Source organism: Chitinimonas naiadis (genome assembly GCF_054780835.1).
The window spans coordinates 1965510-1978836 of sequence record NZ_BAAGVO010000004.1 but is presented as its reverse complement, the minus strand read 5'-3'; the positions used below and the strand labels follow the sequence as shown (position 1 = coordinate 1978836).

Genomic DNA, 13327 nt, shown 5'->3' with positions numbered 1-13327 from the left:
CGTAAATATATTGATAATCGTTATCAACTAATGGGCGAAGTTTACCAGTCGATGCATGTTACGGGGAGCCCCGAGGCTTGATCAGGGTCAAGACTTTGTGTGTAAATTCGTAACAAAGCTGAGGATGATCAAGTGTTTGGGGCGAATGCATGGGTGGCAATGCATTGCACGATTCTGATCGTGCCGCAGTTTGCTTAAAAGAATCTTAAGGAGAATGATTCTTGATAAAAAGATAGTCTGCCTGGCAAGCATGAAGCGCTTGACGCGATTCTCGCCGCCGTAATACAGTGTGGTTACAGCGCCGATTTGACCCGATCAGCTTGCAGGCGCTTTATAAATTTGGCTAAAGCGTGGGCACAGGCAGACCCGGTCTTCCTCTGCCAGCAACCCGCTAGCCAACCAGGCAGCGGGTTTTTTGTTTTCCGTTTCAGGCTGTACCAGTTTCAACGCGCCGATTTAATCGACAACTTGCGGGGCGCGTGGCGATCAGACGCCGAACCCAGAACCGCTAAAGCGCCGCCCGGTCGTCGGGCTTCGCTGTCGCCAACCTGTTTTGGAGAAGCCATGTTTGATTACCTCGACGCCCCCCTGCCCAGTTTCGACGACAACGGCACCAGCCGCGATCGTGACACCACCCCTACCGTCGAACCGCTCGACACCCTCGCCATCACTCGCCGCCATCCTGGTCGCAACTGGGCGCGTTTCGTCGCCCGGCCGGGCCGGCAAGCCGCCCTGGCGCGCTTGCGCGAAGTGGCGCTCTATCTCAATGCGCAGGTCGAACGGCTGGCCGATGGTGGCCTGCTGGTGCTGGGCCTGAGCTTGAACGAGACCCTGAGCCTGGCGGAGCGCTTTGGCGAGGAACTGGCGGTCGAGGCCGGGATCTCGGGGCATGCGCAGTATCCGGCGTAAGCCTTTTCCTTTTACGAAAAGTATTTAACAGGTTTAACGGCTGACGCCGTGAGTCCGCACTGCGTGCGGTTTGAATGCGGGAGTCCGTCCCGCAGCCGGGTGACTTTCTTTTGCTTCGCCAAAAGAAAGTCACCAAAGAAAAGGCGACCCCGACAGCACCGCCCGCTACGCGGGTTCCTTGCGCTTCTCACCCGTCTCGGCCGGAGAGCGAAACTCGCCCTTCGGGCTCAGACAACGCTCCCCGGACAGCCCCGAGACGGGTTGCGATGCTCAGCGGCGCTCACGGGGACCCCGGCGCTCCGTAGCAGAGAGTCACGATGCGCTACCACCACTACCTCTGCCTCTGTCATTGTTGCCGTTGCCTTGGTAGGGTGGAAAAGCGAAGCGCCTTCCACCAGATATGTGCGAGAAAATCGGGCAAGGCTACTAACTAATTCGCGATAGACCGCACGCAACCCCCACTCAAATGCCAACCACGGAGTACCCAAAGCCCCCGTGAGCGCCGCTGAGCATCGCAGCGACCTGCGGGGTAGTCCGGGGAGCGTTGTTTGAGCCGGCTTGCCGGCGAGTTCCGCTCTCCGGCCGCAGGGCGCGAGAAGCGCAAGGAACCCGCATAGCGGGCGGTGCTGTCGGGGTCGCCTTTCTTTGCTTCCTTTCTTTGGCGAAGCAAAGAAAGGGAGCCGGCCGCGGGACGGACTCCCGCATTCAAACCGCACGCAGTGCAGACATCGCGGCGTCAGCCGCTTCAATAATCAAAGCCAGATCACACCAGCACCCCCAAGATATATCGCACCAAATCCGGGCATAAGTCACTGGGCTACAGCTAGAATATCCGGCCGGGCTTGCCCGTTCTTATTGCTTGCTTCCCATGCCGCTACGCCTGATCAATACCCCCGCTGTCAAAACCGAAGCCGCTGCCCTCTGGCAATTGGCCTGGCCCATGCTGATCGGCCAGTTGGCCACTGTGGGCATGGCGGTGGCCGACGTAGCGATGGCGGGGCATGCCAGCGCCAACGACCTTGCCGCCGTGTCGCTGGGCGCGTCGGTCTGGTCCATCATTATCGTGACCCTGATGGGGGTGATGATGTCGGTCAATCCGACCGTGGCCCACCATGTCGGCGCCGAGGAGTTCGACCAGATTCCGCACGTGGTGCGGCAGGCGCTATGGAAGGCGCTGGGGGTGGGGGTGGTGGCGTTCCTGATCGCCAACCTCTCGACCCTGGTGTTCGACACCATGACGCTGGACGAGCCTATCCGTGTGATGGCCAAGCGCTTCCTGCACGTGGTCAGCTTTGCCTTGCCGGCCTTCTCCTGCTACCGAGTGCTGTATGGCTATAGCGCCAGCCTGAACCAGACCAAGCCCATGATGATGATCGCGCTGGCGGCCTTGTTGCTCAACGTGCTGCTGAACTGGCTGCTGATTTATGGCCATTTCGGTCTACCGCGGTTGGGTGGCCTGGGTTGCGCCTATGCGACGCTGGCCTGCGTCTGGTTCAACGTGCTGGTGCTGCTGTGGTGGATGCACCGTGCGCCGGCTTACAGGCAGACCTGGCCGCTGGGGCAGTACGAGGCGCCGCACTGGCCAGAGATACGCAAGCTGATGAAGATCGGTGTACCGATCGGCATCACCTATTTTGCCGAATCCAGCGCCTTTGGCCTGATCGCCTTGCTGGTGGCCGTATTCGGCGCCGAGGAGGTGTCGGCGCACCAGATCGCACTGAACTTTTCCTCACTGGTGTTCATGGTGCCCTTGAGCCTGGGCGTTGCATTGATTACCCGGATCGGCCATGCATTGGGAGAGGGTGATCCTGAGGCCGCGCGTTTCCGGGCTTGGGTCGGCGTGGGCTTGTCGTTCGGCTTCGCCATCCTGTCGGCGGCCTTCATTGCCCTGTTCAACCACCAGATTGCTGCGGCCTATACCAGTGATGTTGGCGTAGCGGCACTGGCGGCACACCTGCTGGTCTATGCCGCCGTGTTCCAGTTGTCGGATGCCACCCAGGTGTCGACCAGCTGTGCCATCCGTGGCTACAAGGTGACCCGCCCCCCCATGATCATCCACATGACGGCCTTCTGGGGTTTCTGCCTGCCGCTGGGTTGTGCGCTGGGCCTGGCCCCTGCATGGCTGCCGTGGCGGCCGGCCGAGCCGATGGCGGCGGCGGGTTTCTGGCTGGCACTGGTGGTTGGTCTGACCATCGCGGCTGCGGGGCTGACCTGGTATCTCGATCACCTGTCGCGTCAGCGTTTGCCGGCTCGCGGTCAGTAAACGGCCGGCAAGAAAAAGGGCTCCCTAGGCGAGCCCTTTTTTCGTCCGGGACCGGCGCGTCCGCTATGCCGGTTTAGTCCAGCAGGCCCTGGAACAGGGCCGTGGACAGATAGCGCTCGCCAAACGAGGGGATGATCACCACGATCAGCTTGCCGGTGTTCTCCGGCCGCTTGGCGACTTCCAGTGCGGCCCAGACGGCGGCACCGGAGCTGATGCCGACCAATAGGCCTTCTTCGGTCGCCATGCGGCGGGCGGTGGAGAAGGCATCTTCGTTCCTGACCCGCACCACCTCGTCGTATAGCGAGGTATTGAGCACGCCCGGCACAAAGCCGGCACCGATGCCCTGGATGGGGTGGGGGCCCTTGGTGCCGCCGCTCAGGACCGGGCTGGCATCCGGCTCCACGGCGATGGCCTTGAAGCCGGGCTTGCGGGCCTTGATGACCTCGGCGACGCCGGTGATGGTGCCGCCTGTACCGACGCCCGAGATCAGGATATCGACCTCACCGTCGGTATCGTTCCAGATTTCCAGCGCGGTGGTCTCGCGATGGATCTTGGGGTTGGCCGGGTTCTCGAACTGCTGTGGCATGAACCAGCCATTGGTCTCGGCCAGCTCGCGCGCCTTGGCGATCGCGCCGCCCATGCCATCCGGGCCGGGGGTCAGTACCAGTTCGGCACCGTAGCCACGCAGCAAGGCGCGACGCTCGCGGGACATCGTCTCCGGCATGGTCAGCACGCACTTGTAACCGCGTGCAGCACACACCATGGCGAGGCCGATACCGGTATTGCCGCTGGTAGGTTCGACCACGGTGCTACCGGGCTTGAGGGCGCCGCTGGCTTCGGCACTGTTGATCATGCTGACCGCGATCCGGTCCTTGACGCTGTGCGAAGGGTTGAAGTACTCCAGCTTGGCGACCACGCGGGCAGCGAGGCCGTCGGTCACGCGGTTTAGTTGGACCAGTGGAGTGTTGCCGATCAGTTCGGTGATGTCGTGGGCGATGCGCATGGGGGCTCCGTTCGGGTTTGGTCGTCATTCTAGGCGTTCTGCCGGGCCATTGGGTCCAGGCCCGGATAAAGTTCGGCCGCCAAGGCCCGGTGCAGCCAGCGCTGGCAACGATACAATGCCGTCAGGATGTATTTACTGGCAGGCTGAAGACTTCATGAAAATCTATACCGTGGGCGGCGCCGTGCGCGACCAGTTGCTGGGGCTGCCGGTCAAGGACCGCGACTACGTGGTGGTCGGGGCGACGCCCGACGAAATGCTGGCGCAAGGCTACCGGCCGGTGGGCAAGGACTTTCCGGTGTTCCTGCATCCCAGGACCCAGGCGGAATACGCACTGGCGCGCACCGAGCGCAAGTCGGGCCGGGGTTACAAGGGCTTTACCGTCTACGCGGCACCCGACGTGACGCTGGAGGACGACCTAGCGCGCCGCGACCTGACCATCAACGCCATCGCCGAGGATGAAGAGGGCGAACTGTTCGACCCCTATGGTGGGCGGGAGGATCTGGCCAGGCGCACGCTCCGCCACGTCGGCCCGGCCTTTGTCGAGGACCCGGTGCGCATCTTGCGGCTGGCGCGCTTCGCAGCCCGCTTTGGCTTCGAGGTGGCACCCGAGACCATGGCCCTGTGCCGCGAGATGGTGGCGATGGGCGAGGTCGACCATCTGGTGCCGGAACGGGTCTGGGCGGAGCTGGCCAAGGGGCTGATGGAACAGCAGCCGTCGCGGATGTTCCTGGTACTGCGGGAGTGCGGCGCCCTGGCACGGCTGATGCCGGAGCTGGATGCGCTGTGGGGCGTGCCGCAACCGGCACTGCATCATCCCGAGATCGATACCGGTGACCATGTCATGCGCGTGCTGGACTACGCCGCCAGCCAGGACTGGCCTCTGGATACCCGCTTTGCCGCGCTGTGCCATGACCTGGGCAAAGGTACGACGCCCGAGGCCGAATGGCCGCGCCACATCGCCCATGAGGAGCGCGGCGTACCGCTGGTGGAGACCCTGGCCGAGCGGGTCAAGGCGCCCAATGACTGTCGCGATCTCGCGCTGCTGGCCTGCCGCGAGCATCTGATCGTGCATCGCGCGGCCGAGCTTCGATCATCCACCGTGCAGGATCTGCTGGGCCGTTGCGATGCATTGCGCAAGCCGGAGCGCTTTGCCCGTATGCTGGATGCCTGCGTGGCCGATGCGCGCGGTCGGCTGGGATTTGAAACCAAGGCCTACCCGCAGGCGGACTACCTGCTGGCCTGCCGTGATGCAGCCCGCGGCGTGGACGCCGGTGCCATAGCCCAGCAAGTGGCGGACAAGACGCAGATTGCCGAAGCGGTACTGCGTGCCAGGGTCGCCGCGATAGCGGGTCTCGATAAATCCATCTATTTCCCTAAACCTGAATGAGGACATCATGCGTTTGCTAGCCGTCTGGTTGATCAATGCCGTCAGTCTTTTACTGCTGACTCACCTGATGCCCTCGATCAAGGTGGCGAATTTTACGACCGCCCTGGTGATCGCGCTGGTGCTAGGCCTCGTCAATGTCCTGCTGCGACCGGTACTGCTGATCCTGACCCTGCCGGTCAACATCCTGACGCTGGGCCTGTTCACCCTGGTGGTGAACGGCTTCTGCTTCTGGCTGGTGGCCGAGGTGATCAAGGGCTTCAGCGTGCCGGGTTTTGGTACGGCCATCCTGGGTGCCCTGATCTTCAGCGTGATCTCCTGGTTGGCGAGTTCCCTGCTGCTGGGTGAAAGCTGAGACCATGCCGCTGTTCCGACTGCTCGCGACCCTGATGCGCGGCGGCACCTCCAAGGGGGTGTTCTTCCGCGCCGATGTGCTACCGGCGGATGCCGCCCAAAGGGACAGGCTGCTGAGCCGTCTGATCGGCAGTCCTGACCCCTATGAGCGGCAGATCGATGGCCTGGGTACCGGCATTTCTTCGACCAGCAAGGTGGTGCTGGTGTCGCCGTCCAGCCGGCCTGATTGCGATGTGGACTACCTGTTCGGGCATGTGGGTATCGCGGATGGTCGTATCGACTGGTCGGGCAATTGCGGCAATCTGTCGGCTGCCGTCGCACCGTTTGCCTTGCTGGAAGGCATGGTGGCTGCGCCACTGGATGGTGTGGTCACGGTACGTATCTGGCAGGCCAATACCAACAAGGTGATCGTTGCGCGGGTGCCCGTGCAGGATGGCCTGCCGGCGCAGGACGGGGACTTCCATATGGACGGCGTGGCCTTTGCCGCCGCGCCCATCGCGCTGGATTTTCTCGATCCGGCCGGTGGTGCCTCCGGCGCCCTGTTTCCCACGGGTGCGGCGCAGGACGTGCTCTCGGTCCCTGGCCTGGGCGATATCGCCGTGACGCTGATCGATGCCGGCAATCCCCTGGTCATCCTGCGGGCATCCGATCTGGGCCTGGATGGATTGGAGATGCCTACGGCGTTCAATGGCGAGACGGCACAGTTGGCGCGCATCGAATCCATCCGTGCCGCGGCGACCGTGCGCATGGGGCTGGCGGACAGTATGGCGGCCGCTACGCGTGATCGCCCGAGCAATCCGAAGTTGTGCTGGATAGCCGCAGCGCAGTCCTATGTGGCGGCGGACGGCACGACCGTCGCGGCGGGGCAGATTGACCTGACGGCGCGCATCGTCTCCATGGGCAAGCTGCACCATGGCTTCACCGGTACCGGCACGATCGCCTTGGCGGCCGCTGCCGCGCTGCCCGGTACGCTGGTGGCGGAACTGCTGGGCGGCGCGCTATCGGCCCGGCCCTTGCGTTTCGGCCATCCCAGCGGGATCAACGAGATCGAAACCGTGCTGGCGGCCGGCAAGGTCGTCGCATCGCGGCTGACCCGTAGCGCCCGCGTGTTGATGCGCGGCGAGGCGTGGGTGCCACTAGCGGATTGACCCCGGCTGTTCAGACCCTAATTTGATGCCCCCTGATATTCCCAATCCGAGCGACGCATGACGAGCAACCACCCCCCTTGTTTCTACCTGCATACCCCACGTGATGCCGAACTATGGCGCACGCTGTTTCAGGCCGCGCTACCGGAGTATCAAGTCTGTACCGAGATTGACGACGTCCAGGCCACGACGCTGCAGTACATGGCGGCATGGCAGCCGGCTGAAGGGGTGTTCTCCCGTTTTCCTGCGCTCAAGGCAGTATTTGCACTGGGTGCCGGGGTGGACCGATTTCTCAATCGGACCGATCTCGCCCCGGCCGTGGACCTGATCCGCCTGACCGACGCCGGCATGGCGCGGCAGATGACGGAATACGTGCTGGCCGGCGTACTGCGCTACCAGCGCGATTTCGACCTGTATGCCGCGCAGCAGGCGCAGGCCTGCTGGTTACCACAGCCCGGTAGGGCGGCCGAGGCGCTGCGGATTGGCGTACTGGGCCTGGGGGAGATGGGCGCGGCGGTTGCCGCGACCCTGGCGCAGCTGGGCTATTGTGTCACGGGCTGGAGCCGTAGCGAGCGATCGGTGTCGGGCGTGCACTGCGTACATGGCTGGGATGCCCTTGAGGGGCTGCTGGCGGGCATCGATGTGCTGGTCAACATCCTGCCCAATACGCCGGAAACGCATGGTTTACTCAGTGCCAAGCGGCTAGCCCGCCTGCCTGCCGGTGCGGCGCTGATCAATGCCGGTCGGGGTGAGCAACTGGACGAACAGGCCTTGCTGGCACTGCTCGACAGCGGTCATCTGCGTGGTGCGCAACTGGATGTGCTGAACCGCGAGCCGGCCCAGCCGGATCATCCGTTCTGGCGTCACCCGAAAGTGGTATTGACGCCGCATATTGCCGCCAAAACACTGCCGGGACCCTCGGTCCAGCAGATTGCCGACAAGCTGCGCGATGTGATCGCCGGTCGGCCGGTAGCCGGGCTGGTCGATCGCCGTCGCGCCTACTAGGGTTTGGGTTCAGGTTTGCTGGATGGCGATGTGATACACACCCCAGGGGCATAGCGAATAACGCTCCTTCACCGGCTTGAGCATCACGTCCGGAAAGCGGTCGGCATCGTAGACGGCCCACAGCGGCCCCAGGCCGCCCAGCGGCAGGGCCACGCCGTCGCGATGGGTGGCCAGGATGAAGCGGTACTTGCGGATCTCGGTGATCGGCACCATGACGGCGTAGCCGTCGATGGCCTGGATCAGCAGCCTGACGTTGTCGCCGGTGACGCCGGCGGCGGCCAGCACGTCACTCAATAGCGGTCCGCGCAGGGTATGGGCCTTGCCGTCATATTCCAGCGTGGGCTTGATGGTAACCGCTGGCAGCTTGCCCAGGGCGGCGAAATCAAAGGTATAAGCTTTGTCGAAGCTGGCCTTGTGCTTGCCCAGCATCTGGTCGAAATCCGGATCGAATGCCCCGCGATTGCTCTTGCCGACCTGGCCGGTCAGCGTCAGCAATGCCGGGCCGCTGGTGGCGCCAGTACCGGCTTTGGTGGCAAGGCTGGGCAGGCTGGCGACGCCGAGTGCGGCGCTGGCGAGCAACTGGCGTTTGTTCATACGCAAGGTCATGGTGGGCTTTCGAGAGGTTCAGCCCACGTTGTAGCGTAAGTGGCGCCAACAAAAAAGGGTGCCGGTTGATACCGGCACCCAAGGGGAGTTGCAGGGAGAAATCAGTTGCTCTTGGTGGCAGGCGCGACAGCGCTCAGGACCAGCTTGCCGTTTTCGACCGGGATACGATCACCGGTAGGCGGCTGTTCCATGCGCACGGTCGATTCCTTGCCATCGAGACGGTAGCGTACGTCGTAGCCCACCACTTGCTCATGGACCTTGGTCACGGTCTTGCAGCGCTCTTCGGTCGTGGTCGTGGTGTCCTTGTCCTGCATGTTTTTCTGCAGACGGTTACCGGCATAGGCGCCGCCGGCGAGACCGGCGACCGTGGCGATCTTCTTGCCGTTGCCACCGCCGACCTGGTTGCCCAGCACGCCGCCGAGTACACCGCCGATGACGGTGCCGGTGATACGGTTTTCGTCCTTGACCGGTGCCTTATGGCTGACCTGGACCTGTTTGCAGACTTCTTCCGGCGTCTTGACCTTTTCGCGCACGGCGGCGACCTGCAGCACGTCAGCGTACTCCGGACCCTTCAGCGCTTGGTAGCCGGCGACGGCGCCGAGGGACAAGGCGCTGGCGCCACCAATTGCAATACCGATCAGCATCGACTTGTTCATTTTGCAGACTCCTTAGAGGCGAGCGGCTCATGCCGCCTTACGCTGTTGATGTCTGCATCATGGTGCCCACGCACTGAATGGAAGCTGAATCGATTTATGACGATTGAATTAATTGCGTATTCAATAAATCTTTGAATATCAATTACTTGTGGATTCATGAATGAGTTTTCTCGTTCATTCCTGAACGATATTCAAGCTGGTGAACGGCTCAAGCAGGTCTGATAGCGCCAGTCCACCCGCTTGGCAAACCATTCGGTGGTGAGCTTGCGTGTGATCTTGGGGCTGTTGAGCCGGATTTGCGGCAGCGCCGCCCGTGCCACGGGTTTGCCGGCAGCCTTGTCAGCCAGCTCGTACAGGCGCTTGTACAGCGGGGTCTGGTCGAAGCCGCCCAGCTTTTCCAGTGCCAGGTCCCGGTCTATCTCGGCATGGCTCAACTGCAGCTTGCCGGCCAGCCGCCGCAAGGCACCCTGGGTGCTGCTCGGTGTTTTCGACGGTTGCCCTTGCTCATAGCGCAGCAGGTCGCCATCAAGCGCCATCTTTTTCTTGTCCAGCCGTATGATCGCCGCCTGGAAGGCCGCATTGCGGCTGGCGTAGCGGCCGGCGTTGTAGTCGGCAAAGCGGTACAGCATGTCGGTATAGGGCGCGCGGTAGTGCAGCAGGATGGCGATGCCGAAGTAGACACCGCCCTTGCGGCTGAATACTTCATGCCGGATGCTGTCCTTGACCGGGTAGGGGTAGGGCCAGGACTTGACATGGGCGTTGGCGAATTCGACGCTGACCTGCATGGGGCCGCCGGTGCGGATCGGATTCTGCATCTTGACCGGCAGGCCCAGGCGATTGGCCTCGGCAGCCATCTCCTCGAACAGCGCATTCATTTCAGTTTCGGTACGTAGCGCGTCGATGCGTGCGGTATAGCTGTGGCCATCGCGCGAGCTGACCAGCAGCGCCGCCTTGACCAAGGTCAGCGGCACGCCCTTGCCGTGGGCCTTCTGTTCGATCTGCCCCCAGACCATCTTGCCCAGGCCCGGCACCACCGGGTCGGCCTGCCAGGTCGATTCCTGTTCAATCACCGAGTTGGCGGCGCAGAAATACTCGGCGGTATAGGGGATCTTCAACGCTTTGAAGGCATTGAAGATGTCCTCCTGCCAACCGGCACGGTCCGGCATCTTGGCCGGCAATAGCCGCCCCAGCAGCGCCCGGCCCTGTAACGGGTCGGCCCAGGCGGGTGTAGCTGGCTGTTGTGGTTTGGGCGGCTCGGCGATGACCGGCTCGACGACCACCGGCGGCGCGGGCTGGCCCATGTCGCTGGGCATCAGGTCGGCCGGTAGCTCGGTGGGTTCTGCCGTCGGCGTAACCGGGAGTGGATCGGTGGCTGGCGGCACCGGATCGGTGGTGCTGGCACAGGCGCAGATCAGGCTGAAGGGCAACAGGGCAGTGAACAGACGAGCGGACACGATCAAACCAGCGGCAAGATAATCGCCGATAGTAGCTTGCCCGCCCCTGTTTTGCCGAGCTTGTCGCTGGGCTGCTCAGGGCGAGGGGGAGGTATGGGCGAAGCCAGCCTGCAGCCAGTTGGCGGCGCGCTGCCATGCATCCAGGGCGGCAGCCCGATTGGGGGCGATGGTCACGCCTTGACCAGGATGTGTGCCATTCGGCACGTCGGCACGGTGCCGTATGGTGACGAGTGCCGGGTTGTCGAAGTCGTGATAGGTGTCGGGGTAGCCATGTACTTGTAGCTGCGCCTCGCCAAGCTCGCCGGCCAATTGCCGGCAGGGGGCGATGGCGGTCCAGTCGTCCGCCTCGCCGGCGAGGATCAGGGTTGGGCTGAATAACTGGCGGACCTTGCCGGCCAGGCGCTCACAGCCCGAGTAGAAGGCGACCGTAGCGCGGAAGCGGTGATTGGCTGCCGCGCTGGCGGCGGTTCGCAGGACGGTTGAACCACCATTGGACCACCCCAGCAAGGCGACTTGGTCGGGACTGACCCGTTCTTGCCGATCGAGCCAGTTGCGTGCAGCCAGGGCGTCTTGCGCGCGTAGCTGTACCGTGATGCTGCGGTCGCCATTCTTTTCGGTGCATATCTGGGTTTTGCCCCGAGCACCGAAACTATCCGGCATCAGTACGGCGTAACCCTGTTCATACAGGAAGTCGGCCATGGCGGCATGGCGCCTGGCCAGCTCGCCATGTGGGCCATAGAGGCCACCGCAACCGTGCATCACGATCACGGCGGGCGCCGCATGATCGAGCGGTTGCCACCAGGCGGTGAGTTCCGCGCCGCCCGGGCCGGGGAAGTGCACGAACTCGGCAGCCTGTGCACCGTTTACGCACAGGCCGGCCAGCAGATAGGTCCAGATAAGATGGCGGGCTTTCATGGTGCGCAGCATAGCGGCGAGTTGCGTCGGAAGTATGTCAGGGCGGCCCGGCCCGCTACACGTACAATACTGCACATGAATGCTACCCCTCCGTATGACACCCTGACGCCTGATTGCCTGCTGGACGCCATGGATAGCGTCGGCCTCATGGCCAATGGCAGCCTGTTGGCGCTCAACAGCTACGAGAACCGCGTGTACCAGGTGGGCATGGATGAAGGCCCGCCCCTGATTGCCAAGTTCTACCGGCCCGATCGCTGGAGTGAAGCGCAGATACTGGAAGAGCACGCCTTCGTGGCCGAGCTTGCCGCAGCCGAAATACCGGTGGTGGCCGCCCTGACCCTCAACGGCAAGACCCTGCATGAGCATGCCGGCTTTCGCTTTTCGGTCTTCCCGCGGCGTGGTGGACGCAGCCCGGAACTGGACGATCCGGCGGTACTGGAATGGCTGGGCCGCTTCATGGGGCGGATCCATGCACTGGGTGCCAGCAAGGCTTATACGGCCCGGCCGGAGGTCGACATCGCCAGCTTTGGCGAGGAGCCGCTAAGCTGGCTGATGCAAAGCGACTTTATCCCGCGTGACCAGCGTGAGGACTTCGGTGTGCTGGCCCGGCAGGCGCTGGATGAGGTATATCGCTGCTACGAGCGGGCCGGTGCAGTCGCCAGCCTGCGCCTGCATGGCGATTGCCATGCCAGCAATATCCTGTGGACCGATGCCGGCCCCCATTTTGTCGATTTCGACGACAGCCGCAGTGGCCCGGCTATCCAGGACCTGTGGATGTTGCTCAGTGGCGAGCGCCAGGACCGGGTGCGGCAATTGGCCGACCTGCTGGCCGGCTACGAGGATTTCTGCGAATTCAACAACCGTGAGCTACATCTGGTGGAGGCGCTGCGCACGCTGCGGCTGCTGCACTACAAGGCCTGGCTGGCGAGGCGCTGGCATGACCCGGCCTTCCCGGCCGCGTTCACCTGGTTCGGGACCTCGCACTACTGGCAGCAGAGCATGCTGGAACTGCGTGAGCAGATCGCGCAGATGAACGAACCTCCGCTGTGGCCGGTCTGAGCGCCACGGCAGTCCCTCCAACCCTAGCAGGAAGCTCCCTCATGTCCCTTTCCATATACCAGGCATCCATTCCCGCCTTCGTCCTGACCCTGAACAACCTGAGCGCCATCCTCGACAAGGCGGTCGTCTCCGCCGAGGCGCGCAAGTACGATCCGAACGTGCTGGTCGGCTGCCGCCTGGCACCGGACATGCTGCCGCTGGCGCGGCAGATCCAGATCGCCACCGATGGCGTGAAGGGCTGTGCCGCCCGTCTGGCCGGCGTGGAAATTCCCAGCTACGAGGACAATGAAGCGACCATCGACGAACTCAAGGCACGTATCGCCAAGACCGTGGCCTTCCTGCAAAGCGTGCCGGCCGACAAGATCGAAGGCAGCGAGGACCGTACGGTGACGATCAGGTTGCGGGGCAAGGAGACCGAGCTGAAGGGGATGCCCTACCTGTTCCACTTCGTGATCCCCAACTTCTACTTCCATGTCACGACCACCTACAACATCCTGCGCCATAACGGCGTGGAGATCGGCAAGCGCGATTACCTCGGTGAGTTCTGATCCCCTCGTGGCGTGACACGCGTTGT

13 protein-coding genes and 1 riboswitch are annotated in these 13327 nt (G+C 63.2%); of the genes, 8 read left to right on the top strand and 5 right to left on the bottom strand.

Annotated elements, in window-relative coordinates; translation table 11 throughout:
* The first annotated feature begins 288 nt into the window (after window positions 1-288).
* A riboswitch (SAM riboswitch) is annotated at window positions 289-364 on the top strand.
* A 200-nt stretch (window positions 365-564) separates the two neighbouring features.
* Window positions 565-909 (top strand): hypothetical protein, encoded by a 345-nt coding sequence (locus ACYVHK_RS15585; RefSeq protein WP_460533910.1) that lies wholly within the window; start codon window positions 565-567, stop codon window positions 907-909.
* An 868-nt stretch (window positions 910-1777) separates the two neighbouring features.
* A complete protein-coding gene (locus ACYVHK_RS15580) occupies window positions 1778-3172 on the top strand; it encodes an MATE family efflux transporter (RefSeq protein WP_460533908.1) in 1395 nt (464 codons plus the stop codon).
* Window positions 3173-3245: 73 nt separating this feature from the next.
* Here ACYVHK_RS15580 and cysK read toward each other — a convergent pair whose 3' ends face one another.
* Window positions 3246-4175 carry a PLP-dependent cysteine synthase family protein gene (cysK, locus tag ACYVHK_RS15575; protein ID WP_460533906.1) on the bottom strand — a complete coding sequence of 310 codons (930 nt, stop codon included), beginning with the start codon at window positions 4173-4175 and terminating at the stop codon, window positions 3246-3248.
* Window positions 4176-4329: 154 nt separating this feature from the next.
* Between cysK and ACYVHK_RS15570 the strand changes: the two genes are divergently transcribed.
* From ACYVHK_RS15570 to ACYVHK_RS15555, 4 genes are read left to right on the top strand one after another with little or no spacing between them, the layout of a single operon-like run.
* The gene (locus ACYVHK_RS15570; protein WP_460533904.1) at window positions 4330-5562 is read left to right on the top strand and encodes a multifunctional CCA addition/repair protein; all 1233 of its coding nucleotides are present in this window, start codon (window positions 4330-4332) and stop codon (window positions 5560-5562) included.
* A gap of 7 nt (window positions 5563-5569) precedes the next feature.
* Window positions 5570-5914, top strand: a complete 345-nt coding sequence (locus ACYVHK_RS15565; protein WP_460533902.1) for a phage holin family protein — start codon at window positions 5570-5572, stop codon at window positions 5912-5914.
* A 4-nt stretch (window positions 5915-5918) separates the two neighbouring features.
* Window positions 5919-7061 (top strand): 2-methylaconitate cis-trans isomerase PrpF family protein, encoded by a 1143-nt coding sequence (locus ACYVHK_RS15560; RefSeq protein WP_460533900.1) that lies wholly within the window; start codon window positions 5919-5921, stop codon window positions 7059-7061.
* A 57-nt stretch (window positions 7062-7118) separates the two neighbouring features.
* Window positions 7119-8063, top strand: coding sequence for a 2-hydroxyacid dehydrogenase (locus tag ACYVHK_RS15555; protein ID WP_460533898.1), 945 nt, complete (start codon window positions 7119-7121; stop codon window positions 8061-8063).
* Window positions 8064-8072: 9 nt separating this feature from the next.
* Here ACYVHK_RS15555 and ACYVHK_RS15550 read toward each other — a convergent pair whose 3' ends face one another.
* The 4 genes from ACYVHK_RS15550 to ACYVHK_RS15535 form a co-directional block, all read right to left on the bottom strand.
* On the bottom strand, window positions 8073-8669 hold the full coding sequence (locus tag ACYVHK_RS15550; protein ID WP_460533896.1) for a putative pterin-binding protein: 597 nt from the start codon (window positions 8667-8669) through the stop codon (window positions 8073-8075).
* Between the two features lie 101 nt (window positions 8670-8770).
* Window positions 8771-9325, bottom strand: coding sequence for a glycine zipper 2TM domain-containing protein (locus ACYVHK_RS15545; protein ID WP_460533894.1), 555 nt, complete (start codon window positions 9323-9325; stop codon window positions 8771-8773).
* A gap of 191 nt (window positions 9326-9516) precedes the next feature.
* Complete coding sequence (locus ACYVHK_RS15540; RefSeq protein WP_460533892.1) at window positions 9517-10779, bottom strand: DUF1615 domain-containing protein; 1263 nt, start codon at window positions 10777-10779, stop codon at window positions 9517-9519.
* A gap of 75 nt (window positions 10780-10854) precedes the next feature.
* On the bottom strand, window positions 10855-11694 hold the full coding sequence (locus ACYVHK_RS15535) for a dienelactone hydrolase family protein (protein WP_460533890.1): 840 nt from the start codon (window positions 11692-11694) through the stop codon (window positions 10855-10857).
* A gap of 75 nt (window positions 11695-11769) precedes the next feature.
* On the opposite strand from ACYVHK_RS15535, the gene ACYVHK_RS15530 reads away from it, so the two are divergent.
* Window positions 11770-12753, top strand: coding sequence for a stress response kinase A (locus tag ACYVHK_RS15530; RefSeq protein ID WP_460533888.1), 984 nt, complete (start codon window positions 11770-11772; stop codon window positions 12751-12753).
* Window positions 12754-12794: 41 nt separating this feature from the next.
* On the top strand, window positions 12795-13301 hold the full coding sequence (locus ACYVHK_RS15525; RefSeq protein WP_460533886.1) for a DUF1993 domain-containing protein: 507 nt from the start codon (window positions 12795-12797) through the stop codon (window positions 13299-13301).
* The last annotated feature ends 26 nt before the right edge of the window (window positions 13302-13327 follow it).